The organism is Leptospira kemamanensis (genome assembly GCF_004769665.1).
Lineage (GTDB): Bacteria > Spirochaetota > Leptospiria > Leptospirales > Leptospiraceae > Leptospira_A > Leptospira_A kemamanensis.
Genome location: NZ_RQGG01000043.1, coordinates 122058 through 148005, shown reverse-complemented (window position 1 = coordinate 148005; position 25948 = coordinate 122058). Strand labels below are relative to the sequence as shown.

The window sequence follows — 25948 nt, the reverse complement described above, 5'->3', positions numbered from 1 at the left end:
TAAGAGGAGTTCATTTTGAATACAAAACGAGTTGGTCAGATCCTAAGAGAAGCAAGAGAAGACAAAAAACTTTCTGTGAAAGATGTCGCAAAAGAAACAAATATTGCGGCCAAATACATCATCGCATTAGAAACAGAAGATTATTCTCAGTTCCCAGCAGAAACCTTTGCTCTTGGTTTTTTAAAAAACTATGCCAGTTACTTAAAATTAGACACTGCTATGTTACTCAATTTATACCGTGGGGAACAAATTGAAGAATCACAAGCACCACTCGAAGAACTCACTCGACCTACAACCACTCCCTTTAGTTTAGATCGTAATAAAATCATAAGCCTTGTTTCTCTCTTTTTGTTTGTGATCTCGGCATATATCATCTATATCAGTTTTGAAGATTCTGGTTCTGTTTCCATGGATGATGACAACACAGAAGTAAGCCAAAGTGTTGAGCCTTCCAACAGTTCCGATATTCCTTCTGGCATTAACTTTGTGAACCAAAGTGTTCCTGAAAATGCAAGTGTACCTTTTATCCTCACAGAAGATCGTGGTGTGAGTTTTAGTGTGAACAACCAACAGTGTAAGATGTTCATCAAAGGTGTTTCCAATGGAAAAGCAAACCTAGGATTTAATATTTTCCCTGAAAAGAATGTGTATTTTTTCCAAACAGCAGAAGGGGAAGAAACCATCCTTTCTTATAAAATTGAAGAACTCTCGTCTCTCCGCCGTGACATCCGTGTGGTAACGCAAGCAGTCACAGAAAAATCGGCAAAGGTTCTTGTGACTTTAAAAGAGGAACGAGAAGGGGTCGCTGTGAAATCTCCAGTGGGTGATGTTCCGATCCAAGTGACCTTATTTTTCTCCAAACCTAGTTACGTTGAATTCGTGTTAGATGGTCAAATGGGTGAACGGGGTCTTGTTTCTGCTGGCGAAGTGAAACACTTAGAAGCTCGTGACAGACTTGAGATCAAAGTGGGGGATGGTGGTGCAGTGGAGATGGTACAAAACGGAAAAGAAAGAGTGGTTCTTGGAAAACCAGGAAAACTTGTGAAAAAAATCTTTATCCGCAAACCAAATCCTTACGACTCCACACAGTCCATCATTGGAGAGTTAGGCGAATAATGCCAAAGACCAAAGACAAAACCATTGAGACACCAAAGTCGTTTTTTATTACGACTCTTGGTTGTCCAAAAAACACTGTCGACTCCATGGCGATGCACCAGTCCTTACTCAAAGAAGGACTACTCCCTGCCGCAGACCCAGAAGCCAGTGATTTTCATTTGGTAAATACTTGTACGTTTATCCAAGATGCTACCAAGGAAACCATCCAAACCATCCTTGATTCCATCGATGTGAAGAAAAAGAACAAACAAAAGTTAGTGGTTGTGGGTTGTTTTGCAGAACGGGCTGGAAAGGAAATTTCCGCTGACCTTCCTGAAGTGGATTTACATTTCGGAACAGGTAAGTATGACAAAGCTGGTGAAATTTTACGTTCCCATTTCCCTCTCGATTTTAAAGACCTAACTGAATTCAACGAAGACCTTCTCGAAAGACTGAAAACCTCCAAAGGCATCGAAAACTATTCGAAACCTTATTCCTATGTAAAAATTTCTGACGGTTGTAACCGTGGTTGCCATTTTTGTATCATTCCCAATTTACGTGGGAAATACAGAGACACAGAAATCACAGATGTCCTCGAACAAACGAGGCTTGCTGTCAAAGCGGGTTCCAAAGAGATCTGCTTAGTTTCCCAAGACACAGTGTTTTATGGCAAAGACACAGACAAACTGATGGATTTGGTTCGGTCTGTGGCAGCTGTAGAAGGACTTGAGATCTTACGACTCCTCTATCTGTATCCTGATAAAAAAACAGAAAAGTTACTAGATTTGTACAGAGAAATTTCTAAAATTGCCCCGTATTTGGAAAGCCCCTTACAACATGTTTCCAAATCCGTTTTAAAATCCATGAACCGCACGGGTGATTATGAATTCTTTAAATCCTTATTCCAAAAAGCAAGGGACATCCGTCCTGATTTAGAAATCCGCACTTCGTTTATTTTAGGGTTTCCTGGGGAAACCATGGAAGACGTGGAAGAGATCATTCGCTTTGTGGAAGATGTAAAACCAGAAAAGGTAAACCTTTTTCCTTATTCCCCACAAGAAGGAACCAAAGGGGCAACTATGGAAGGGCAACTGAAAGACAAAGAAATTGCCCGCCGTGTGAACCTTGTGCGGGAAGCTTACCTTGGGACTCTCAAGACCATCCACCAAAACCGAATTGGGAAAACCTACCCATGTGTCGTGGATGAAGTGTTAGAGGAAGGAGCGATTGTTCGTCGCCTCCAAGATGCACCAGAGATTGATGAAGTGGTGTACGTGGAAGAGGTGGGTCTAAAAGTCGGCCAATTTGGTAAGGTAAGAGTGGATTCTTTTTATGAACTCGATATGTCAGGGACTTGGGTGGTTTAGTGGAAGATTGGAAAACCATAGCCAATATTCCTAATTTACTCACCGTACTCCGTGTACTGGCATTACCGTTTTTTATCTTTGCCTTATTCCAAAAAGAATGGGAATACCAAATTTTTGCCTTTGTACTATTTGCACTCGCATCACTTACTGATTTAGTGGATGGGTATCTGGCAAGAAAATGGAACCAACAAACAGAGTTTGGAAAATTCCTCGATCCACTTGCTGATAAATTTTTAGTCATCGGCTGTTTTGTTACCTTTTTGTTTATCCACGAACCCATTGAAGTATGGATGGTGGTTCTCATCGTCGGGCGAGATATGCTCATCACCTTTCTTCGTTACATTGCGGTTCGTTCTGGAAATAGCCTTCGCACGACCATGATGGGAAAGGTCAAAACAGCATTCCAAATGGGAGCGATCCTCATCATCCTTGTGGTGTTTATGCTGATCTCCGGAAAACGCCGTGCGATGATCAACGAAACCTATGCCATGGGAAAACTTGCTGGGTATTCTACCTTTGAAGTGGCATCTCAAAATGCCAATGAGTTTTATACGATGGTGAAAACCTCTGAAACTGTAAGTTGGAAAGATATATTTGATTCTATCGCTTCCTTTGTTCCTTATTTTGGAATGTTATTTACCACGCTAATCACGGTGATCTCTGGATTACGTTATATTTTTACCAACTATCAATTGTTAACCTTTTCGAATTTAAAAAGGATATTTTATGACCGCTCTCACAGTTAAAGAAATCCTTGGCCAAGTGGTGTCTGGGCATCATTTGGTGGATACCCATGCCGAGTACTTTTTAAATGAAGTGATGGATGGCAAAGTGACAGAACCTGTTCTTGCGTCCTTTCTCACTGCCATGAAAATGAAAGGGGAAACAACGGACGAATTGTACGGATTTGTGCGTGCTATGCGTAACCACGCCATCCAACCGAAAACCAATTTTGGTTTTGATTTTTTGGACACTTGTGGGACGGGAGGAGATGGCAAGGGAACATTGAATGTTTCCACATTGTCTGCTCTCACTCTAGCAAGCCTTGGTCACAAAGTGGCAAAACATGGGAATCGTTCGGTTTCTTCGCTTTCGGGAAGTTCTGATATCCTCTCTGGCTTAGGTTATCCTTTGGAACGAACTCACGAAACATGTGAAGCTGAGTTTCTGCGGACTGGGTTTGTGTTTTTGTTTGCGCCTTCCTGGCACCCAGCCATGAAATACGCGGGTCCCGTAAGGACGGCACTGGGTTTTCGCACATTTTTCAATTTGATTGGACCACTTTCCAATCCCTTTTCTCCCACACACCAGATTGTGGGAGTGTATGACCGTTCTTTGTGTTTGCCAATGGTGGAAATTTTGGCGAAATTAGGGGCAAAAGGAGCCCTCGTTTGCCACTCCCAGGATGGTCTGGATGAGTTTTCCATTTTTGAAACGACTGATTTTGCTTATTTTGATGGAAAGACCACAAAAGAACTCAGTTTTGATCCGAAGGAACTCCAGTTGCAAGCGAGTGAACTGGATCGAAATACAGTGTTCTCTTCTTCTAAAGAAGGGGCGGAATCACTCTTTCGTGCTGTCCTTGACCCACAAGGGCCAACAGGGGGAACAGCCATGGTCGCACTGAACGCCGGAGTTTCCTTATTTTTACTCGGTGCAGTAAAAGACATTCCTTCTGGTTACCAAATTGCGAGAGATGCGTTATTATCGAAAAAAGTTCTCCGATTCGCTCGTGAAACATTGAATTTAAGATAAGGCCTGTAAACATTGGATAAATAGCTATGCTCAATTTAGATTTTTTCACATCCCAAATCCTAATCCTTGCCCAAGAAGAAGGCGCTAAGTCTTCTCTTCAGTCCCTGATCATCATTCCGATTATGCTTGTCGCAATGTACTTTCTTGTGATCCTTCCCAACAAAAAGGAAGAGAAAAAAAGAAAAGAAATGATTGGTAACTTACAAAAAGGGGATACTGTTGTGACTAGCAGTGGCCTTCACGGTAAAATCGTAGAATTCAAAGATAACAACGAAACGGTTGTATTAAACGTTTCTGCGAATACAAACGTAACCTTTGATACTAGCGCAATCCTTAAGAAAAAAGCGTAAGATGAAATCCTTCTTTTCCCTTTTATTACTTCTAGGTCTTTCTACATCCCTCTTTTCACAAGAGGGTTTGGACTTTTTGGATAAGGTAAACGACAAACCAAAAACTACCACCAAACCCAAAGAAGACACAGTTCAAACCACAACTAAAAAACAATCTACTGTTGTGACGCAAACTGGAACGACGACAGGGAAAAAGAAAAAATCAAAAAAGAAGTCAAAACAAAACCAACTGACAACAGAGAGTCTTCCACAAAACAACAATTTGGTGACAAACCAAAATGTGAATCCTGTTGTTACAGAAAAAAACTTAAACCCAATAGAAAAACAACCAGCGGTTGTGGAAGAAGAGGAAGTTGTATCCAATGCTTTTTGGATGGACTCTGGGGTTTCAGTAGAACCCACTGGCCTTCCTGGATTTTCGTCTGAATTAAAAATAACAAATTCAGAAGTAGGGAAAGTGACTTCGGAATCCAGTATCAATAAAGATTCAGGGAAATCGTTTTTTAATGTTTCTGATTTTTTTGCGAAATACAAAAAAGCTATGATGATCCTTGGAATTATCATCCTTTTTGCTTTTTATAGACTTAGATCCGCACGTCCAGGTTCTAGCAGTCGTTCTTATAGAAGATAAAATTTTTAGGAGCAAACCAACTTGCAATCGTATCGACTCTTACTTCTACCATTTTTCATTTTAGTGGTATCATTTACCATTTTGTATCCAAACTTTGCCGACCGAACCTTAAAATTGGTTGTGAGAGAGGACGTATATTCCTTATCTGAAGCAGATCAAAAAGCGCTTGTGAGTGGACTCTTTGATCGTTGGGAAAAAGATTATGGGAAAAGTTCTGGTTGGACTATTGAACCAAATGGAACTTTGCCTCCTAAAGAAAATCCGTTTTATATCGTGAATGGACGTTTTATCACATCCGCAAAAATCAATCAAATCTCGCAAGAAAACCAAAACTTAGTAAACGAATCCAAAAACAAATTGGAACCAACTTGGATTGAAAATATGATCCGTGGTGGAAAATCATTGTCCATCAAACTTGGCCTTGACTTACAAGGTGGGATGCGAGTGGTTTTAAAAGGTGATTTTGAAGATTATACCACTAAACTACGTGATTTATATGCCAAAGAAATTGCAGAGCTAAATCTGACTGTCAACAATCCGGCAACCAAACCGGAAGAAAAAGAAAAAGCACAAAATCGACTTTCTGAAATTGAATCGAGTTTTGACCTTTCTCCGATGCGTAAGATTGTTGAATTAGAAAAAGCAAAGATGATTATCGACAATCGTCTCACAACGCAAAACCTAACAGAGCCTCAGGTGAGGATCCAGAAAGAACAAGATGCGATTGAAGTATCACTTCCTGGTGTTTCCAACTCTGCTGCGATCTTAGAAATTTTACAAAATACAGAAACGGTGGAATACCGCCTAGAAGAACCAAATCCTTTTACTTATAAAAACATCATTGGTGATAGTGAAAGAAGGATGATGGATCTTGGCCAAAGAGAAAAAACTGACATCTTTCTTTTCCAAGAACTAGTGAAAAACAAAGCAGGGAAAAAAGCCCAGGATGAGTTTTTGGCAGGCCTAGAAAAAAAATACAATATCCCAAAAGACTACAAAGTGTATGCAATGTGGGCGCGTGGGAATTCTGCTAAGTCTACTTTACTGCCTAGAAGTTTTGTTGTTCTCGAACGGAAAATTGCCCTTTCTGGGAATGATATGACGAATGCCCAACCATCGTATAACTCCAATTCTTATGGATGGATGGTGAGTTTTACATTAACTCCCAATGGTGCGGAGAAATTTTTTGATTTAACTTCTGAGAACCGTGGGCGCAACCTAGCAATTGTTTGGGGTGATAAAGTGATCTCCAATCCTGTGATCAATGATCCCATTGCGGGGGGGCGTGCAGAAATTTCAGGAAGTTTCTCAGAACAAGAAGCCATTCGTTTGGCAAACGTGATTTCAGAAGGTGCTCTTCCCATTCCACTTTCCGTTTTGGAAATGCGTTTTATTGGACCTACTCTAGGGATAGAATCCATTGAAGTCGGTGTAAAAGCCGTAGCGATTGGATTTTTCTTAGTTATGATGTATATGATCTTCTATTATAGGTTAGGTGGGTTTATTGCTGACCTTTCCCTTCTTGTGAACATCATCATTCTTGCTGCTCTTTTAACTCTAATGGATTTTACACTCACCCTTCCTGGGATTGCGGGGATTATTTTAACTGCTGGTATGGCGGTGGATGCAAACGTAATCATCTATGAGAGGATACGAGAAGAAATCGAAGAAGGAAGGGCTCTTTCTGTTGCGGTGACTAGAGGGTTTGAAAACGCATTCTGGACGATTATGGATGCCAACGTAACCACTCTCATTGCCGGGATTTTAATGATCCGTTTAGGAAATGGACCAATCAAAGGTTTTGCGATCACACTCTGTTGGGGTATCGTAACAACTCTTTTCACATCCTTATTTCTATCTCGATTGTTTATGGAACTGACTGTAAACCGAATGGGAGTCCATCATTTGAACTTAAGACCTTTTTTCTATGGAAAAAAAGAGGGTAAACATGCGTAATATCAATTTCACTAAGTATAAATACTTCACTCTTAGTTTTTCATTTTTAGCAATTGTATTTGGGTTTGTCGTGACGTTTTCGAAATACGGTGGGTTTGCTCACTCTCTCGATTTCAATGGGGGACTTCGTACGGTAGTGGAACTTCCCAAAGACAAAACAAGAACGGACATTGAAACCTATTTCCAATCGAAAAAGATTGAAGCCGTTGTGATTTTACTCGAGAAGGAAAAGAATATTTTCCAATTGGACGTCGGACTAGGTTCGCTTGCAACAATTGAGAGTTTATACAAAGAGATTCCAGAAGAGAAACGAGAAACTTCCACCTCGGCGATTGACAGGTTTGTCCAACTGCTTCGTTTTGAGTTCAATCTCCCTAAGGAAAAGGTGCTTTCCGCAGACCAAGTGGGAGCTGTTGTTGGGGGTGAATTAACAGAAGTAGGAATCACCTTACTTCTCACAACACTTGCTATCATTTTATTGTATTTGAGTATCAGGTCTCAGTTTAAGTTTGCTCTCGCTTCTGCGATCGCTCTGGTGCACGACATCTTGATGACAGTGGCTTTAATTGGGTTTTTACAAATCAAACCAAGTGTTCCGATCATTGCAGCACTCTTAACACTACTTGGGTATTCCATTAATGATAAAATTGTGGTATTTGATCGGATTCGTGAAAATGCGCATGGAAAAGATAACTTGGCTCTTTCCAATATCATCAATGTATCCATAACGCAAACTCTTGGTAGAACGATTAACACATCCTTTACAACAATGATTTCCGTTGTGGCAATCATTGTGGGTGGCGCGGCTGAGTTATATGACTTTGCCTTTATTTTACTATTTGGTGTGATTGTTGGAACCTATTCTTCCATTTACATTGCAGCTCCCATTTCTGAGATTTATGACATGCTCAGGAAGAAAAAATTCGCTTAAACCAAATTAGATGGATGTAGGGAAAAAGAAGGAACTTTATTCTCTACATTCTTTACTTGGGTTTCTTGCCATGGGTAAAACTGGCGGAAACCCTCCCGTATCAGCGGTTCTCACTGATGGACAGGGGAATGTGTTGGAAAAAGCACATACCAAAGAATTTGGAGGGAACCATGCGGAAAGGGAACTCTTCGCCTTATTCGAAAAAAAACATTCTCTCAGTCCAACTAGATTCGAAGAGAATCCTTCACCTCCCTCAAACCTAACGGATCAAACGCAAACGGTAAAGAAACCAAATCCTTTGCCTGCAGATTCCATTTTGTCTGTCAGTCTAGAACCTTGTACTCATTTCGGAAAAACACCACCTTGCCGAGATTTGGTGCTCAGTTACCATCCTAAAGAACTCCTCATTGGTTGGAAGGATCCAAATCCTCTCATCACATCAGGAGACTGGTCATCGTATCAAGAGAAAACAATTTCCGTTCGATTGGAACCGGTACTTGCCAATACAACATTACCGTTTTTACAGGGATTTCTCAAACGAATGAAGACTGAGCTCCCTTGGGTTTGGATCAAATCTGCGACTTCGAAAGAAGGAAATTATGCAAGTTTGGATCACAGGAAAGAAAGGGTAAGTGGCGAAGACACTGATTTATTTTTACAAATGTTACGAGGGAAAATGGATGCGGTGGCAGTTGGACCTAATACCATTTATACGGATGAACCTTCGTTACATTATAGAATCACCGATTCGATGATAGAAACAGCAGGTCATCCCAAACAAATAACAGATCTTGTCCCTTTTTTTGAAGCTGCGACCAATTTGTTATCTTCTCTTTTTCGATGGGCCAAAGAAACAGTCGTTGTACATCAGTTAGAAGAGGAAAAATACCAACCGTTCCGAGTTTTTGTTTTGGATCCACACCGAATGCCAAAGGAATCGTTTTGGAACAAACAAAGGGAACTCACAAAACGGTTTGGTAAAAAACTTTGTGTTTTTTTTCTTCTTACGACTCATGAATCCTCGAAATCAGATGAATTGAATTTATCCAATGAGATCAAAACCCATATAGAAAATCTCTCCTCATATTCTGTTGTTTCGCTAAAGAAAACGGATGGCAGTTTGTTTTTAGAAACCTTGGGAAAATTGGGAATCAATACCTTGTTATGTGAAGCGGGAAGTTTTTTTCCCAAATTTTTAGAAAATGACCTGACGGAAGAAGATTGTATTTTGGAGATTCGGAATACTAAAAAATCGATTCCCAATGGGATTCCATTTGCTTACATTGAAGATCCTATTGTGTCTGAATTTCGAATTGGTTCCCATTTCCTCTTCCTGCGAAAACCAAAAAGGAGAACTTAAACCATGTTTACAGGACTTGTTGAAACCCTTGGAAAGGTAATCCAAATCGAACCCATTGACTCTGGAATCCAGTTTACCATTGAAACCGAATGGGAAAATCCAGACATCAAACTTGGTGACTCCATTGCCATCAATGGTGCTTGTATGACTGTCACTCAATTTTCTGAGTTAGGGAATGTATTTCAATTTTACGCCTCGTTTAAGTCTTTAGAGTTAACCAACTTATCTAGGTTAGGGGAAGGTACTCTTGTGAACTTAGAACGGGCTATGGCACTAGGGCAAAGGTTCGGTGGTCATATGGTGCAAGGCCATGTAGATGGAGTGGCAAAGGTCCTCAGTCGAAAACAAATCGAAAACGAAGTGGAAGAGTTTTGGGTAGAGATTCCGAAAGAACTCCGTCGTTTTTTTGTGAAAAAAGGATCTGTGACCTTAGATGGAATCAGCCTTACCGTAGTAGATATCAAAGAGGGAGCAATCCAACTCATCTTGATACCAGAAACGATGCACAAAACAAATGCTAGGTCTTGGAAAGTGGACAGCCGCCTCAATGTAGAAGTAGACGTTCTTGCCAAATACATTGAAAATTATTTGGCATCCAGAGGAGAAGGGGAAGCGAATTAATTTCTTTTGAGTAAGTCGTCGATATCCGAATCATCAGAATTTCCATCCAAATATCTTTGTTGGAAATCAGCACTACTCAAAATTTCAAAAAACATATCCAGTTTTGCCAATTTGAAAACATTTTGGATCATGGGTTTCATGCCTACGAGTAGAAGTTTGCCTTTTTTGTTTTTTAAGGAATTGAGACTTTTGATGAGAGATCCAATTCCGGAAGAGTCGATGTAGTCGAGGCGACTCATTTCAATGGAAACAAGGTTTGGGCTCGATTCGATCAAGTTATTGAAAATCGACTCAAATTCTTCTGTGGACTCAATATCAAATTTTCCCGCAATTTCGATCGATTTGATCTTTCCCGTTGTGCTTAGTTTTAGTTCCAAACATCCCTCCGATCCGACACATTTAGACAAAAGAAATAGGAAAAATCAATGAATTTCTTTGGGAATCTTCTTTAATTCGGAACGGCTTTCAGAGTTTTAGTATATAGAGGCCTTTCCCTATGATACGTCCGATCGAAGAAGCAATCGAAGAAATCCGCCAAGGCAAAATGATCATTCTCGTCGATTCCGAAGACAGAGAAAACGAGGGAGATTTGGTCTGTGCCTCAGAATTTGCGGACAAAGACAAAATCAATTTTATGGCCACTCATGGTCGGGGACTCATTTGTGTTCCGATGGAACGGGAACGACTGCAAAGCCTGGGTCTTGGGAAGATGGTGGATGATTTATCTCTTGGAGATAAACATGGAACTGCTTTTACCGTTTCAGTGGATGCAAAATTTGGCACAAGCACTGGAATATCCGCTCACGACAGAGCAAAAACAGTAGAAGTTTTACTCGATCCAAAAACAAAACCAGATGATTTGATGCGTCCCGGACATTTATTTCCTTTGCAGGCTGTGACTGGTGGAGTGCTCCGGAGAGCGGGACATACGGAAGCAGCGGTAGACCTATCTAAGTTAGCGGGTCTCTATCCAAGTGGTGTGATTTGTGAAATCATGAATGATGATGGTTCCATGGCAAGAATTCCTGACTTGGAAAAATTTGCAAAAACTCACGGACTCAATATCTATACCATAGAAGACCTGATTCGTTACAGAAGACATAAAGAAAAACTCATCCACTTAGAAGTAGAAGCAAGTCTACCCACTGAGTTTGGTGATTTCAAAATCAAAGCGTATTCCACTCAAATTGATGATAAAATCCACATGGCACTTGTCAAAGGGGATATCAATCCAGACAAACCTGTTCTCGTGCGAGTACATAGCGAGTGTTTGACGGGAGATATTTTTTCTTCACAACGTTGTGATTGTGGACCTCAACTTCATAATGCCCTTCGTATGATTGAAAAAGAAGGATCGGGGGTCTTACTTTACATGAGACAAGAAGGTCGTGGAATTGGTATCATCAATAAATTGAAAGCCTATTCCTTGCAAGAGGGTGGTCTTGATACTGTAGAAGCCAACGAAAAATTAGGTTTTGCTCCTGACCTTCGGGAATACGGAATTGGTGCTCAAATCCTAAGAGACATTGGGGTAAAACAGATGAAACTCATTACGAATAACCCTCGTAAGATTGTGGGTCTTGAAGGATACAATTTGCATGTGACTGAAAGAGTACCAATTGAAATTGATCCTGTGGAAGAAAACTCTCGTTACTTACAAACTAAAAAAACAAAGTTAGGCCATTTACTGAACCTGCACGGTTAAGAACCGAATCGATAAACTCTCTTCTTTAAGGGGAGAGTCTTGTTCTTTTCCACTCGTCTTTTAGTTTTTCAAATAAAATCCGATCGTGTAACCTTCCTACTCTTCCTTGCCAAAATTCAATTTTGGTAGGGGCTACAGAATACCCTCCCCAAAACTCTGGCATCGGGATTTCTTTTCCTTCCCATTCTTTAGAGAGAGTCGCGAACTTCTCTTCTAAAAATTCTCTGGATGGCACCACCGAACTTTGATTTGATGTATGAGCTCCAATTTGAGACTCTCTTGGGCGAATTGCAAAATAACGTTCTGATTCATCTCTGGGAATTTTTACGGCAATCCCTTCAATGCGGATTTGTCTTTCCATTTTTGGCCAAAAGAAATTGAGCGCCACGTGGTTGTTCTCAGCGATATCATTGCCTTTGTCCGAATGGTAATTGGTGAAAAATTGAAATTCATTGCGAATGAGACCTTTTAAAAGTACAATCCGTACGCTTGGTTGGCCTTCTTTGTTTACCGTGGCAAGGCTCATGGCGTTTGGTTCTGGTTCTCCTTCTTCTTTTGCTTCGGAAAACCAAAGGGAAAAGAGTGCCAAGGGATCTGTCCCTGCTGTTGTTTCTGAAAGGACAGAACGTTTGTAAGATTGGCGCATATGCGCTAGGTCATTCATTGTTTCCATAAATCTGAAATCCTTCCCATTCATAATAATGGACGATGAGTTTGTAAAAAAAAGTAAAAAAGAGTCCAAGGGAAAAATAGAGACCCATGGGAACCTTGGTTCCTTTTAATGGTGTTCCTTTTTTTCGTAACAAGACAGTCATAACGACTGCTAAAACATAAGAGGTATTCAAATACACCATCCAAAATGGATTTCCTGTGATGGCAGCAAACATGGGAGAATAGAGCACATCCCCAAGACCTGTCCCCCCACGAAACAAAAGATAAATGGAAACGTAAAATACCAAAAAACCTAAATACACATAGAGTTGTTCGAGGCCCAAACTCTCCTCAAACAAAAAGTAATTTGTCAAACATCCAAATCCCAAAAGGAAGGGAAGGTTTTCATAATCCAGGGATAATTTTTTTGCATCGGTGAAAATTGAAATGAGTAGGTGGCCAAATAAAAATAAAAGGCAAATGGTTCCGAGAAGTGAATCAGAAACGAAATATACAAAAATCGCGACGAGACCAAATAAAAACTCAGATAAGGGATAGAGTTTAGGAATCTCTACCAAACAACTCTTACACTTTCCTTTTTCCAAAAACCATCCTAGTATGGGAACGAGTGCTAGTGAGGAAATTGGTGTTTTACATTCGGGACAATGGCTTGGTTTTGTAAAAATGACAAACCAACGTTTTTTCCCTTGGAATTCTTTTCTTCCTTTCTCATAACAGTAATATAAAATTCTGTCAGCGAGTGTAGTATAAAAACTGGCAAGTGCACCACCAAACAAAAACAAGATAGTATATGCTGACAGGTTCCAAAGAAATAACCAATTTGTATCTTCAAAAACGTCCACAGTCACATCCAGCTTTTATAAAAGACTTACGTTTCTTTTGCCAATTCTTGTAAGGCCTTCATTCCGCGTTTCAGTGTTTCCCACTCGGTGGCAAAAGAAAGTCGAACAAAGTTTTTGGAATCACAGAAGATAAACCCAGGTACAAGGATTAAATCTTTTTTGACAGCACGTTTGATAAACTCTTCATCTTCGCAAGGCACTTGGAAAAAGGAATAAAAAGCTCCCCCCGATTTTTGAATGGGGTAGTGGTCTTTTAGGGATTCATACACAAAGTCACGTTTTTCTTTGTAATCTTGGATGTAAGTTGTCATGTCAGTTTTTAAGGCTTCGATTCCTGCCCACTGTGTGATGGAAGGGGCACAAACGACGGTATATTGTTGTAAAGTGGTAAGTGCCTTGATGACTTTGTCTTCGGCAAGGATTGTGGCAAGCCGTAGTCCAGTCATATTATACGTTTTGGAAAATCCAGTGAGAGTGATGGTTTTTTCATACTCACTTCCGATAGAAAAAAACTTCCCATCATAATCGAAGAGTTCATAAATCTCATCACTGATGAGGTAAGCTCCCGTGGCTTCCGCTAAATTGGCAAGAGCACGAAGTTGTTCTTTGGATAAAACCTTTCCTGTTGGGTTCGATGGATTGGAAAATATGATGAGTTTGAATTTTCGGTTTTTGAGTGCCTCTACATCATTTGGTGTAAAGTCTTCCGAAAGAGGGACAACCTTTCCTCCATAAAACTTCAGCATGGCAGGATACATTAAGAAATAAGGAGAGATCACAAGGCACTCATCTCCCTCGTTCACAAGGGCATTGAATAATAAAAAGAGGGCAGAAGAAATCCCCGAAGTCACAAGGATTCTGTCCTCATGTGCATACTTCATATGGTTTTGGGTTCTATATTTTTCGGCCATCGCCGTTTTTAATTCTGGAATCCCTGCTGTGAGGGTGTAAGAAGTTTTCCCTTCAATGGCAGCTTTGTTCATCGCTTCAATGATGTTAGGTGGGCAAGGAAAGTGAGGTTGCCCGATACTCAAATTGATCGGGTTTTGGATGCTCCTTGCAAGTTCGAAGGCTTTTCGGATGGGGGAGGAGTCGATCCCATTCATTCTATTGGCAAATTCCATGGAACCATCATGGTTTTTGGGGGAGGTACGGGTCAATAGAATTTGGTTTACACCCTGGAATTGAGTAGAAATCTGAAGGATATGGAATTTGTAACCATCGCCGATGTGAAAGTGCCGGTTCTACCGCACTCCGAAAAATTTCCCGTTTTCTCTTCTAGCCTTGTTGAAACTGACTCGGTGAAACAAACCTTACAAAAAATCCTCTACCCCATGCTCGAAGGAATGCCCGTCCTCCTTGTAGGAGATGCTGGGGTTGGAAAAAACGCTTTAATCTATTATATCAATTCCCTCAGAAAACAACCTACACTTCGGTTCAGTTTCAACGAGGACACACTCCCTGAAGATTTGATTGGTTCGTATCGTATCCTTCTGGATGGGAAGGGTTTTACTTGGTCCAATGGGCCACTCACGAATGCACTTTCCGAGGGTTTGAGTTTTGTGGCCGATGAGATGAACCTCTGTGCGCCAAACATCATCAAACGATTTTCCTCTGTCTATGAATCCCATTACCTCGACTTACTCGAAGGCAGTGGAGAACGAGTGAAAGGCAAAACGGGATTTTGGTTCATTGGAACCCAAAACCCAAGTGAAGGGTTTGAAGGTCGTAAACCCTTGCCGTTTGATATCACCAAACATTTTGCAGTTGTCTATGTGGATCCGTATACTCCAGATGAGATGTTTTATATCTTAAAAAAACTCTATCCCATGTTATCGGAAGAGGTTCTAAAACAAATCATTCGCATCAGTATCGAATCGGAAAAACGAATTAAATCTGGTGAAGTTGGAAAAGGGGATTTAGAAAAATACCATTTTAATTTACGAACCTTACAAAAGTATTGCAACCGTTTGGTGTTATTTGGCGCCAAAGACAAAACGGTTTCCGTACGCGAAGCATTGTATCTCTTTGAAGAACCATTCCGCAAAAAAGAAGACCGTGACAAACAAAGGGAACTCATTGAATCCGAGTTTGGTGGTGCTGTAAAACTTGTTCCTACCAAAGGGTATGTACAAGGATCTACCATCTTCTGGAATGACAAAGAAATCAAAACTTGGGACGAAACAAAAACGATCTCATTACTTTCCAAATACCCAACACCAGAACCCATCCTGCATTTCCTGGACCAAGTGTTTACCGCCATCCAAGCAAAAGAAAACATCCTTATCGAATACAGAGAAGACCAGGACCCACAAGAATTTTTACCTTTGTTTACTGAACTTACCGGAATTCAAATTGAATCCGTGATGTTATCCAAAGGGATGCATACCTCCGATGTCGTGGGTGCTTTAAAACCAACAGAAGAAGGAAACATCGAAAGTGTCACTTGGGTAGACGGCCCTCTAACGCGCGCTATCCGAAAAGGTCATATCATCCTCATCTCAGGTTTGGAATCGGCTGGTGCAGAACTTGTTGAAAAAATGAATATGCTAACGGATGATGCCAGGTCTCTGACTCTGCCACCAGAGTCTGGAGAATACCTTCCCGTCAAACTGACAGAAACCTCTGTGGTTTTTGGAATGAAGTCCTTTCGTGCTTCTAAGTCTGTGACAACGATCTCTCGTGCCTTCCGTAACCGTTTTACACCAATTTTATTCCCAGAACTGGAAGATGTAAAAGTCTTAGAAGATATTTTGGAATTCTTTTTACCTGAAGGGGTGTTACCTAGATCCCTTGCCCGATTTCACCTCAAAGCAAAGGAACTTTCGGAAAAACGTACGATTGGTTCGGCGAACCTCATGCCTTACCGATTTGGGATTGCGAACCTTCTCAAATGGAAAAATCATATCTACCGTTACAACCAAACCGATGTAAAAGACATTGCGATTCGGGGCGGAAAAATTTATTACACAAACCAAATTGCGGATCCGAAGGAACGAAAGGAACTTGAGCGCCTGTTAGAGGGCTATCTATCTGGTGTAGAAGAGGTATCAACACTCTTCGAGGAAATCGAAGAGAAAAAAAAAACATTTACCGTTGAATCAGGACTAAATCGAAAAAATTGGTGGGATCCTGAGCTTCACAAACGCGATCCTCTCACAGGTGTTGCTAAAAAATTAAACTCTGGTGAAGAAACCAAACGGGGAATTGAGATCAATACACCCGAAACAGGTGGAGGAACCAAAGAAGGACCTGATGCATGGTATGGTCAGGACACACAGGGAAACCAAGGCCAAGGAGAACCACAAGGTGGGGGTGGCGCTTGGGGTTACCGCACTGAAGAACTCTATAAACAATTCTTAAAAAAACGCCGTCTGCTTTGGGATTATTCCATCATGGTGGGTCTCGAAGAATTTAAATCGGTGTTTGGAAAAGAGCTCGAAGAAGTCGAACTCAACCTAGAGCAACTCTTTGATCCTGAAATTGACATCCACCGCATGTACAAAAACGAAGGTTCAAGAGTGGACGCACGCAAATACATCTCTTACAAAAGTGGAAGGGGTGATACCAAAATCTTCGATAAAACCACCATCGAAAAAAATGATGAAAAACTCAAAGGGGTCGAGGTCACCTTCCTTGTTTCCAAATGCAGAAGGATCTTTAACTTTGAGTATTCGATAGCGATGTTATCGGCCCTACTAGTGAGTTTGCATATCCTAAACGAACATGATATCAAAACCAGTGTGCATACTTTCTGTGATATCAAAAACTCAAAAGACACTGTGGATATTTTTAATCTGAAATCAGCAGAAGAAGACTACACCCCCGAGAAAGAAGAAGAAGTATTCAGTGCCCTTTGTAAAAATTGGCAAGGAGATAGCATCCCTGAATTCCAAGTCCTTTCTAACTGTGAACGTTATTTTTCACCCGATGCCCAAACCAAAATCATTGTGATCCTTTCTGACTTCCGAGGCCAGCGGGCAAAGACTTACATTGAGGACGAACTCGCTTCTTTTGATACGAGAAAAATGAAAGAAGCTGTACTGAAAAACGAAGAGAAAAATTATGTATTTTTAGGGGTAGGACTTGGTTCTCGCTACATTGCAGAACACGTGTTCCACGATTCGCTCCAGATAACGGCTGACAATTTTTATTCGATGCCAAATCTCATTGGGGCAGAAATTGCAAGGCTTGTACAAATCCATCATTCTTTAAGACAATAATCCATATGGGCAAAACCAAAAAAGACGATAAACCACGCGGAACCGATCCTTTAATCAACAAAAAGGCAAAGTTCAATTTCGAACTCTTAGATTCGTTCGAAGCTGGTGTTGTACTCACTGGATCTGAGGTAAAATCCCTCAGGGAAAAAAAAGGGAACCTCACCGATTGTTTTGCCAAAGTCAGAAATGGAGAAGTGTTTTTGGAAAACTTTCAAATTCCACCGTATAAGAACGGAGGTTATGCGAACCACCCCGAGATTCGTCCAAGAAAACTCCTTCTCAAAGCAAAAGAAATTGAAAAGATAGACAGGTCCATCAAAGAGAAGGGGCTTGTGCTTGTTGCCACACGTTGTTTCTTTAAGAACAATCGTTTGGTGAAAATTGACGTCGCTTTAGCCAAACCTAAAAAACTTTACGACAAACGTGACGATATTCAAAAGAAGGAAGCCAAAATCGATATGGAAAGAGCCATGAAGGAACACTTACGCAAATGAAGAAACTTCCCATCGTCACCATTGTTGGTAGACAAAATGTGGGAAAATCCACATTATTTAACGCCATTCTGCGAGCACAGAGTGCCATCACAGAAAACACTGCTGGTGTCACACGCGATGTATTGCAAAAAACAGTCGAACGATCAGAGTTTAAAATTCCATTTACGTTGTCTGATACACCAGGTCTTGACATTGAAAACATTGATGAAATCTCAAAAGAAATCATTGAGATTGCCTTTGAACACTTACGCAATTCGGATCTCATCTTACATGTGATCGATCACAAAGACTTACGGAAGTATGATCACAAACTCATCGACTTATTCAAAAAAGATGAAGTACTAAAAGAAAAAAATGTACTAACGCTTATCAACAAAGTGGATACAGAACAAGATGAATATGATCTGGAACCATTTTATAAACTAGGGTTAAACGAACTCCTTCCGATCTCCGCACTTGGGCGCCGCAATTTTGATTTACTCTACCAAAAGATTAATTTTTTTCTCCCAGACAAAATCAAAACCCAAGAAGACCCGTATTGCAAAATTGCCATCATTGGAAAACCAAACTCAGGTAAGTCGTCACTCCTCAATACTTTCCTTGGTTACAAACGAGCAGTTGTGAGTGATGTTCCTGGCACAACAAGGGATTCTGTATCCGATCAGTTTTACTTCCAAAACCATAAATTGGAAATCATCGATACTGCTGGGATCCGAAGGAAATCCAAAACAGGAGAAAGTTTGGAATTTTATTCGTACAAACGAACCTTACATAGTTTAGGGGAAGCAGATGTAGTTGTCCTTCTTGTCGATGCCATGAAAGGCCTTGGTGAATTTGACAAAAAGATCTTTGGGGAAATCCAAGAACTCGGAAAACCCATGCTCGTTGCGGTGAACAAATGGGACCTCGTCCCTGAAAAAGAATCCAATTCCTGGAAACACTACAAAGACCGAATGGAAGGAAAACTTTCGATTCTCAAGGAACGCCCACTCCTGTCTCTGTCGGCAAAAGAAAAACTTCGTACCCACAAACTCTTAGAAGAAGTGGTTTCCCTCTTTGAAAAGTCCCAAAAAAAGCTCACAACCCGCCAATTAAATGACTGGTTAAGCAAGTGGGGGGGAAAAAATAAGGTACAGAAGGCATCGAACCGACCTCCGAAGGTGTATTACGCCACCCAGGTCTCGCAGATCCCTTTTAAAATATTGTTCTTCGTGAACGACACAAAACTCTTTCCCTCAAATATTTTGAGTTTCTACCGAAAGAGTATTGTAAAGGAATTTGGACTGGACGGCCTTGCTGTTGAGATCGAACTCCGGAACAGAAACGAAGGAAAGGAGGGCAGGGAATGATTCTTGCCGCGATCCTATTCAGTTACCTTTTTGGTGGCATCCCGGTGGGGTTTATCCTCGCCAAACAAATGCGAGGGATTGATATCCGTGAGCACGGTAGCCGTAATATCGGTGCCACAAATGTAGGCCGGGTCATTGGTTGGAAGTATGGATTTTTAGCCCTGCTTCTTGATGCTCTGAAAGGTGCCATCCCCGTCATCTCTGCCTCTTACATTGATTCCCCTTATTCTCTTACAACAACGGAAATCCTACTCGGGTCTGTCGCCATCCTGGGACACACCTTCACTCCTTTTCTTCACTTTCGAGGTGGGAAGGGTGTCGCAACTGCCCTTGGGGTGTATATGACCCTTGTTCCCATTGTAACACTCTGTGCTCTTCTGATCTTTTTTATCGTGTATAAAATCTCTGGATTTGTTTCCCTTGGGTCTATCCTGGCAACACTTTCCATGCCACTTTGGTATTTTGGTTCTTCCAAAGTATTACCTAGTGCCGATTACCAACCGATCATCTTTTTTGTGTTAGTGGCTACTTTTTTTCTCATCACGTATTCCCATCGGGAAAATATCAAACGTCTCGTTTCCGGAAAGGAACTCAGAGCTTCCCAAGATGCAAAATGAAAGGGAATCCACACTTTCGCAGAAAGAGAAACTCTTTCTCATCACCAAGTTTGTAGAAGACCACCCAGAAGCGGAAATCCAAGACTTCTACAAATGGTTGTATTATGGAGAGTTTGGAATGGAAGAATCCACACTCCTTATGACGGGAAAACTTTCGATTCCAGAACTCCACTTAGTCCTCAGTGAAATCAAAAAAGAAGAAGAACAGAATCTAGAATCCGAATTCGTTTGGGAACCCGTTGGGCTTGCCGCCAGGTATGTGAAAGTGTATCTCACAAAATACTACCATATGGATTGCCCCGTCAAACGGATTGTGAATTTACTGGAACGGTCTCCTGCCTTTCGTGGGGCAAGGATGAGTTTTAAACTGGATTGGAATTTACTAAAAGAAACAGTTCTGGAACTCCGTCCGGAACTCACTCGGCGTGATTTTATCAATTTTGAAGAGCGTATCAATTTCCACCAATTGCCAGCTCTGCCACATACTGATGGTTATGCGGAGAAAAACCCGTTTGCTTACCGTGTGGTTTCTCAAAAATTATTTTTCGATTATTTCCCTGAGTTTGAAGACAATGCTGTCTTTCATCCTTTTTCCGGAAACGAATCCATCATCGGATAAAGACTGCGTTTTAAAAACCGAATCTCTTTTCGGATGGACTGAATGAGAATTTGGTTTTTTCGTTTTGTATCCAAATCTTTGTGACGTAATAAATAAATTTCTGTTTTGCGGATGAGTCTTCGTAAATAGGATTCACTTTGCATCCAAATCCATATTTCCGAATCTTGGAAGGAAGTGTTTTCCGTATCTACGGCAAATGCATTCAGTTTGGATTCGATAAAAGATAAATCAGTGTGTATCTTTTGGAAAAGAGCTTCCCCACTGCTTGGAATGGTTCCATGCGAAGTCATTTCCTGAAAGTTTTGATTTTTCGGTTTGTTTCCTTTATCTTTACTTATTTCGGGCATCTCATTCTCTTTCGTTTCTTTTCCCGACCATATGGAAAACTTTCGCCAAGGGTAATGATGATTAGGAATCAAGTTTAACTTTTCTTTGGCTGCCTTAGGAGAAAGGGAGGGGATCCCTTCCATGTTTGCCCCGTCTTCGTTCACATTCCAAAGGGACATTTCTTTTACACTTGTGGCGGACTCTTCAAACCAGTGACGGTATAAATCCAGAACATAATCTGTTAACACTTCCCCTCCATTACAAGAGGGAACAAAACGGGTTTCTCGTTTCCGGATGATGACTTCATTGATGCGTTCGAGGCTATTTTTGCGACTGACTTGCGTTAACCATTTTTCATTATGGTGGGTGCCTGTGGAATGGATTTCACGTCCTGAATACGCAAGGTCTTGGCCAAGAAAATAAACACTGCCAAACCCCATAAAACGTAACAAATCAAAGGCAGTTGTGGCCACAGACCCTCCTGATTGGATATCACCCACATCTTGGAATACATGTTCGGCAAGTTCCCCACCAGCTGTGACTTCCCTGACAAGCGAACCTTCCGCATCCACTTGGTATTTGGCAGTTACTGAATGGACAACAGAGGTAAACATTGGTTCGCGGAGTAGAGTTGGGGAACTCACAAGGTCGGCAAAAAGAGGAATCTCTCCCAGGGACTCACCCATAAAATGAAAAAAGGAATTGGTTTGGGCATCGAGTGTGACCACTCCATCTGCTTGGATTCCTGCTTTGATGAGAACTTTGAGTGAGGTATCACAAGACAAAACAAATACTTTGTCTCTTACTTCTTGTAACCAAGATAGGTTTTTTCGTAAACTAGGACCAGCTGACACTAGTACGGCGGTAAGATCTTGGAATTGATCTCGAAGTTGGGAGATTGGGAATTTGACGGGAGGACTTTTTTCCGCATGGACTAGGTTAAACACACTGTTTTTAATCCATAACCTTTCAAACTCAAACTTAGTGAGTAGGTCACTCATCTTGGCTGAAAAAACAGTTTGTGTCTTGTCTTCTAATTCTTTGAAGATTGGGTTACGGTTTGTATCTGTGGGGTTACGAATGATCTTCAGACCACTCACTCGTTCAATGGGAAGAGATTCTAAGTAATTGAAAAATAAAGGAAAAAAGAGTTCTCCTGAAAACAAATGCCTCCCTGGCACTTGTAAAATTGGTTTTAAGAATGGATCCCATAGGATGGGAACCAGTGTTTCGTCTTCTCCTACAAAGATTAAGATTTGTCCTGGGTTCAGTTTATCACTGACACTTGTTAGGAGGTGCGGATTTCCAAGACCAAATACAATCACCACATCTGTTGCTTTTAAAGCGTAAGTTTCTATGAGTCGGATTGCTTGTGTTAGGGGAGAGAAGGAAGAAGAGAGTGGATTTCCATCTAATGAGACATAATATTCCCCATCTTTCTTCGCTCTGTGCAATTCCCACTGGTGATCGGACTGAAAGTTTTTGAAATAATTTTGTAAGTATGGCTTCCTTTCAAAAATTTCACTGGAAATCGGATCGATCATTTGGGACATAATACTATCTAAGGTTTTTTCTTATGTCTCTCAAGACCTGTCAACTGGGAAACAAGGAAATCAAACGGCAAAACAGATATGCATTTAAAAAGCCTAAACATTGTTGGATTCAAAACATTTGCAGATGAGACCGAGATCAATTTTGATCCAGGGTTTACTGCAGTCGTCGGACCTAATGGTTCGGGTAAATCAAATATTGTCGATTCCGTAAAATGGGTTTTTGGTGAAAAAAGTGCCAAAGGTTTACGCGGCGAAAAAATGGACGATGTCATTTTTCACGGAACAGAGAGTAGGCGAGCCGCTGGGTTTTCCGAAGTATCCATCCTTTTCGACAACGATGACCGTTTTTTTAATATCGATTACCCATCTGTCAAAATCACACGTAGGCTTTACCCTGACGGCGAAAACGAATACTATTTAAATGACATCCGCACCACAAGAAAGGACATCGAAAAAACCTTACTCGATACTGGGATTGGGAAATCCAGTTATAGTATTTTAGAACAAGGTCGAGTGGACCAAATCCTCAATTCCAAACCAGAAGAAAGGCGTGCTATCTTTGAAGAAGCTGCTGGGGTTTCTCGTTTTAAATTAGACCGAAAAGAAGCGACTAAAAAATTAGAAGACACAAACCAAAACCTACTTCGCATCCACGACATCATGAATTCCATGCAAAAGGATTTGGAAGTCAAAGAAAAACAATCCGAAAAAGCAGAACAATACTTCAAACTGAAATCCGATTTAGATGAATCTGATAAAAACTTACGTTACTTAAAACTGAGAGACTTCAAACGTAGGATGAAAAAATCGGATGAAGAATTGCAAGAGATCCGAGAAAAAAATAAATCGATTTTATCCCTCATCCAAAATGAAACCAATTTGATTTCCGAAAAGGAAACAATCAAAGAAGCAAAAGAAAGAGAGATTGCAGAGATTGATAAAAAATTATTCGATCATCTTTCCAAAAGCCAAATCCAAAAAGAAAAAATCGCCAAAAACAAAACCTTCATCCAAGAATATGAATTACGCATTGGTGAAATCCTATCTTCCTTAGAATTGGAAAACCAAGCGACCATCAAATTGGAAGTGGAAAAAAAGGCAATTGAGCTTGAAAACGAACGCCAAAGGGAAATCCAAGCAACTCTCCAAGAAGAAATTACAGAATTAGAATCCAAACGTGTTTCTTTGGAACTTTCCATCAAAGAAGAAGAAAAGGCAATCGAAGAAAAGGAATCTCGCATCGGGGAAAATGAAAAACGCCATATCATCCTCCGCGAAAAACAAAAAACAGTCATCCTCGAACTCATCCAAGAGTTGGAAAATAAAAAAAGAGAATCCAAAGAAGGGGAAGAGATCCGAAACCAAAACAAATTAGAACTCGTTTCTCTTACAAACGAATTTCAAAACAAATTACAGTTTGCACTCAATCAATTAGAAGAAACAAAACTTGCAGAAGCAAAAGAATCATTGCAAGGCATTCGATTGGATCTGTATTCGGAAAAACTCAGTGAATTCCTCAAAAAGGAAGATGATTTCAGAAACCTTCTGTTTGATAAAGATGGGATTTTATCCAAAAAAGAATCCATCGACCAAGAAATCGAAGACTTAATTTTAGAAAACGAAAACCTAACACGTGGAATTCGAGACAACCAAAGTAATATCATACTTTTCAGAAACCAATGGGAAGAAACTAGAACCCAAATTGTTGAATTAGAGAAAAAACTTCTCGAATCCAATTCAAGGTTAGAAAACCAACAAAAGGAAATCTCTGTTTTGGAAGAACGGATTGGGGAGATCCAATTGCGTATCTCTGGTGCCAAAGAACAAGAATCTGTGATTCGCGAGAAAAAGGAAAGTTTAGAGAAGGAAGTAGAGTTTTTAGAAAAAGAAATCGAAGATGCCTACCAAGAATTTCTTTCCATGAGTCGTATTTTGGAATCCGAAAAAGAAACCTTACAAAGCTTAGTGGAAGAAATCTCTGGAATCAAATCCAATATTTCCAAAAACCAAGAAGTCTTCCAAAATCTTTTACCACTATTATCCGAAAAAGAAAGAACTAGTTCCGCACTAAAAGTGCAAATTGATTCTCTAGTGGAAGAGTTGTACAATGATTATTCCTTAACGGATTCGGAACTAGAAACAGAAAGGGGAGCACTAGAGCTCGACCAAAAAGCAGAAGAAAGACGTCTTCGTTCTGCCAAATCCGAAATCCAACTCCTTGGTTCGATTAACCCTCTTGCCATAGAAGAGTATCGCAATATCAAAGAAATTTACGAGCACAACCTAAAACAAAAACAAGACATTGAAAGTTCGAAAAAGGACATTGAAGAAGTATTAAAACGAATCAATGAAGAATCGGAAAAACTCTTCCAATTGACCTTTGAACGAATCAAAGAGAATTTCCAAGAAACATTCTCCACACTCTTCAATGGAGGTCGTGCTACCTTAGAACTCACAGAAAAAGAAGATTCTTTGAATTCTGGAGTGGAAATTATGGCGGAACCTCCTGGGAAACATGTTCAAAACTTACGTTTATTATCTGGGGGAGAAAAGTCACTCACAGCGATTGCACTTCTCTTTGCGATTTATATGGTGAAACCAAGTCCATTCTGCTTTTTGGATGAGATTGATGCCGCTCTGGATGAAGCAAACAAACTGCGTTTTTGCCAAATCCTGGACCGTTTCAAAGACAAAACCCAATTCATCGTTGTGTCTCACGCACAGTCCACGATCTCAAGAGCCAATGCGATTTTTGGGGTGACGAACGAAGAACCAGGGATCTCTAAGATCCTTTCGTTACGACTCGATGAAGCAAAATCTTTCTCGAAACAAATTTCGCAAAAAACTGGAACAGAGAATTAGATACAGAGAAGAGAAAAACAGGTTCATTCTGATTGAACATTCGAATGGACCATTTCGCGCTGGTTGTCTCTTGAGGTCTGGGGATAAAAAAAACCTAGGAGAGTGATCCCCTAGGTTTTTGTGTTTGGTCTCTATTGTAAAGTTTCGTTTACGTAAAGATTATTTGTTTCCTTGCATTTCACGAACAATGCAAGTAGAGAAAGCCTTACAAGAATCGCCGCTTGTCAAACAACCAGAGATTTTGTTGTAGTATTTAGGACGATTGCAATTGAACTCACAACCTTTGCGTAATGTGTTCTTTTGTTCTTCCGATGCATTTGGATTCACTTGAACCGTGCAATTGTAAAACTTATCGCAAGCTTCTTTACACTTTGGAAAATCGGCTGCTTGAATGGAACCAGTGAATAACACCAGAACCAGGATGGAAAACAATCGGTTTGTATGTTTCATACCTTGTCCTCTCGATCTTTGGTAGCGAAGACGGGAGTCGAACCCGTGACCTCAGGGTTATGAATCCTGTGCTCTAACCATCTGAGCTACCTCGCCCTATCACCTTAGATCGTTTGGTTGAACTAAATCTTTAGTTCTTTTGTCATTTTTTGAATGGATGGGGAATGGT

23 protein-coding genes and 1 tRNA gene are annotated in these 25948 nt (G+C 40.6%); 17 read left to right on the top strand and 7 right to left on the bottom strand.

Annotated elements, in window-relative coordinates; genetic code table 11:
* Window positions 1-15 precede the first annotated feature (15 nt).
* The 10 genes from EHQ59_RS15040 to EHQ59_RS14995 are packed head-to-tail and all read left to right on the top strand — an operon-like array spanning window position 16 to window position 10066.
* On the top strand, window positions 16-1116 hold the full coding sequence (locus EHQ59_RS15040) for a helix-turn-helix domain-containing protein (protein WP_135620451.1): 1101 nt from the start codon (window positions 16-18) through the stop codon (window positions 1114-1116).
* Window positions 1116-2462, top strand: coding sequence for a MiaB/RimO family radical SAM methylthiotransferase (locus EHQ59_RS15035; RefSeq protein ID WP_135620450.1), 1347 nt, complete (start codon window positions 1116-1118; stop codon window positions 2460-2462). The genes EHQ59_RS15040 and EHQ59_RS15035 overlap by 1 nt, the downstream gene beginning before the upstream one ends.
* Window positions 2462-3208, top strand: coding sequence for a CDP-diacylglycerol--glycerol-3-phosphate 3-phosphatidyltransferase (gene pgsA, locus EHQ59_RS15030; protein WP_135620449.1), 747 nt, complete (start codon window positions 2462-2464; stop codon window positions 3206-3208). The genes EHQ59_RS15035 and pgsA overlap by 1 nt, the downstream gene beginning before the upstream one ends.
* A complete protein-coding gene (gene trpD, locus EHQ59_RS15025) occupies window positions 3189-4217 on the top strand; it encodes an anthranilate phosphoribosyltransferase (protein ID WP_135620448.1) in 1029 nt (342 codons plus the stop codon). Before pgsA ends, trpD begins: the two co-directional genes overlap by 20 nt.
* 26 nt (window positions 4218-4243) lie before the next feature.
* Window positions 4244-4567 carry a preprotein translocase subunit YajC gene (yajC, locus tag EHQ59_RS15020; RefSeq protein WP_135620447.1) on the top strand — a complete coding sequence of 108 codons (324 nt, stop codon included), beginning with the start codon at window positions 4244-4246 and terminating at the stop codon, window positions 4565-4567.
* Window position 4568: 1 nt separating this feature from the next.
* Window positions 4569-5198: an SRP-less Sec system protein gene (locus EHQ59_RS15015; RefSeq protein WP_135620446.1), complete on the top strand. Its 630-nt coding sequence runs from the start codon at window positions 4569-4571 to the stop codon at window positions 5196-5198.
* A 21-nt stretch (window positions 5199-5219) separates the two neighbouring features.
* Window positions 5220-7154 carry a protein translocase subunit SecD gene (gene secD / locus EHQ59_RS15010; RefSeq protein WP_135620445.1) on the top strand — a complete coding sequence of 645 codons (1935 nt, stop codon included), beginning with the start codon at window positions 5220-5222 and terminating at the stop codon, window positions 7152-7154.
* On the top strand, window positions 7147-8085 hold the full coding sequence (secF, locus tag EHQ59_RS15005; protein ID WP_135620444.1) for a protein translocase subunit SecF: 939 nt from the start codon (window positions 7147-7149) through the stop codon (window positions 8083-8085). The genes secD and secF overlap by 8 nt, the downstream gene beginning before the upstream one ends.
* A 10-nt stretch (window positions 8086-8095) precedes the next feature.
* The gene (locus EHQ59_RS15000; protein WP_135620443.1) at window positions 8096-9445 is read left to right on the top strand and encodes a dihydrofolate reductase family protein; all 1350 of its coding nucleotides are present in this window, start codon (window positions 8096-8098) and stop codon (window positions 9443-9445) included.
* Between the two features lie 3 nt (window positions 9446-9448).
* Window positions 9449-10066, top strand: a complete 618-nt coding sequence (locus EHQ59_RS14995) for a riboflavin synthase (RefSeq protein ID WP_135620442.1) — start codon at window positions 9449-9451, stop codon at window positions 10064-10066.
* On the opposite strand, the gene EHQ59_RS14990 is transcribed toward EHQ59_RS14995, so the two are convergent.
* Window positions 10063-10443 (bottom strand): STAS domain-containing protein, encoded by a 381-nt coding sequence (locus EHQ59_RS14990; RefSeq protein ID WP_135620441.1) that lies wholly within the window; start codon window positions 10441-10443, stop codon window positions 10063-10065. The two genes, EHQ59_RS14995 and EHQ59_RS14990, sit on opposite strands and share 4 nt — an antisense overlap.
* A gap of 119 nt (window positions 10444-10562) precedes the next feature.
* On the opposite strand from EHQ59_RS14990, the gene EHQ59_RS14985 reads away from it, so the two are divergent.
* Window positions 10563-11771 (top strand): bifunctional 3,4-dihydroxy-2-butanone-4-phosphate synthase/GTP cyclohydrolase II, encoded by a 1209-nt coding sequence (locus tag EHQ59_RS14985; RefSeq protein ID WP_135620440.1) that lies wholly within the window; start codon window positions 10563-10565, stop codon window positions 11769-11771.
* 25 nt (window positions 11772-11796) lie between these two features.
* Here the strand turns inward: EHQ59_RS14985 and pdxH are convergent, their stop codons facing one another.
* From pdxH to EHQ59_RS14970, 3 genes are read right to left on the bottom strand one after another with little or no spacing between them, the layout of a single operon-like run.
* The gene (pdxH, locus tag EHQ59_RS14980) at window positions 11797-12435 is read right to left on the bottom strand and encodes a pyridoxamine 5'-phosphate oxidase (RefSeq protein ID WP_135620439.1); all 639 of its coding nucleotides are present in this window, start codon (window positions 12433-12435) and stop codon (window positions 11797-11799) included.
* Window positions 12428-13285, bottom strand: coding sequence for a prepilin peptidase (locus tag EHQ59_RS14975; RefSeq protein ID WP_135620438.1), 858 nt, complete (start codon window positions 13283-13285; stop codon window positions 12428-12430). Before EHQ59_RS14975 ends, pdxH begins: the two co-directional genes overlap by 8 nt.
* 26 nt (window positions 13286-13311) lie before the next feature.
* Window positions 13312-14409 carry a pyridoxal phosphate-dependent aminotransferase gene (locus EHQ59_RS14970; protein ID WP_208652421.1) on the bottom strand — a complete coding sequence of 366 codons (1098 nt, stop codon included), beginning with the start codon at window positions 14407-14409 and terminating at the stop codon, window positions 13312-13314.
* A gap of 81 nt (window positions 14410-14490) precedes the next feature.
* Between EHQ59_RS14970 and EHQ59_RS14965 the strand changes: the two genes are divergently transcribed.
* From EHQ59_RS14965 to EHQ59_RS14945, 5 genes are read left to right on the top strand one after another with little or no spacing between them, the layout of a single operon-like run.
* Window positions 14491-17508, top strand: coding sequence for an AAA family ATPase (locus tag EHQ59_RS14965; protein WP_135620437.1), 3018 nt, complete (start codon window positions 14491-14493; stop codon window positions 17506-17508).
* A 5-nt stretch (window positions 17509-17513) separates the two neighbouring features.
* Window positions 17514-18002: an SsrA-binding protein SmpB gene (smpB, locus tag EHQ59_RS14960; protein ID WP_002974168.1), complete on the top strand. Its 489-nt coding sequence runs from the start codon at window positions 17514-17516 to the stop codon at window positions 18000-18002.
* Entirely contained in the window at window positions 17999-19351 is a 1353-nt protein-coding gene (der, locus tag EHQ59_RS14955; protein ID WP_135620436.1) for a ribosome biogenesis GTPase Der, read from the top strand. Before smpB ends, der begins: the two co-directional genes overlap by 4 nt.
* Window positions 19348-19968 (top strand): glycerol-3-phosphate 1-O-acyltransferase PlsY, encoded by a 621-nt coding sequence (plsY, locus tag EHQ59_RS14950; RefSeq protein ID WP_135620435.1) that lies wholly within the window; start codon window positions 19348-19350, stop codon window positions 19966-19968. The genes der and plsY overlap by 4 nt, the downstream gene beginning before the upstream one ends.
* Window positions 19958-20587, top strand: coding sequence for a hypothetical protein (locus EHQ59_RS14945; RefSeq protein ID WP_135620434.1), 630 nt, complete (start codon window positions 19958-19960; stop codon window positions 20585-20587). The genes plsY and EHQ59_RS14945 overlap by 11 nt, the downstream gene beginning before the upstream one ends.
* Here the strand turns inward: EHQ59_RS14945 and EHQ59_RS14940 are convergent.
* Complete coding sequence (locus EHQ59_RS14940; protein ID WP_135620433.1) at window positions 20551-22467, bottom strand: motility associated factor glycosyltransferase family protein; 1917 nt, start codon at window positions 22465-22467, stop codon at window positions 20551-20553. The genes EHQ59_RS14945 and EHQ59_RS14940 overlap by 37 nt on opposite strands.
* A gap of 78 nt (window positions 22468-22545) precedes the next feature.
* Here EHQ59_RS14940 and EHQ59_RS14935 point away from each other — a divergent pair, with 78 nt between their 5' ends.
* Window positions 22546-25329, top strand: coding sequence for a chromosome segregation SMC family protein (locus EHQ59_RS14935; protein WP_135620432.1), 2784 nt, complete (start codon window positions 22546-22548; stop codon window positions 25327-25329).
* 159 nt (window positions 25330-25488) lie between these two features.
* On the opposite strand, the gene EHQ59_RS14930 is transcribed toward EHQ59_RS14935, so the two are convergent.
* Both EHQ59_RS14930 and EHQ59_RS14925 read right to left on the bottom strand, forming a co-directional pair.
* Window positions 25489-25779 carry a Cys-rich protein gene (locus EHQ59_RS14930; protein WP_135620431.1) on the bottom strand — a complete coding sequence of 97 codons (291 nt, stop codon included), beginning with the start codon at window positions 25777-25779 and terminating at the stop codon, window positions 25489-25491.
* 19 nt (window positions 25780-25798) lie between these two features.
* Window positions 25799-25875: transfer RNA gene (locus tag EHQ59_RS14925), tRNA-Met, on the bottom strand.
* Between the last annotated feature and the right edge of the window lie 73 nt (window positions 25876-25948).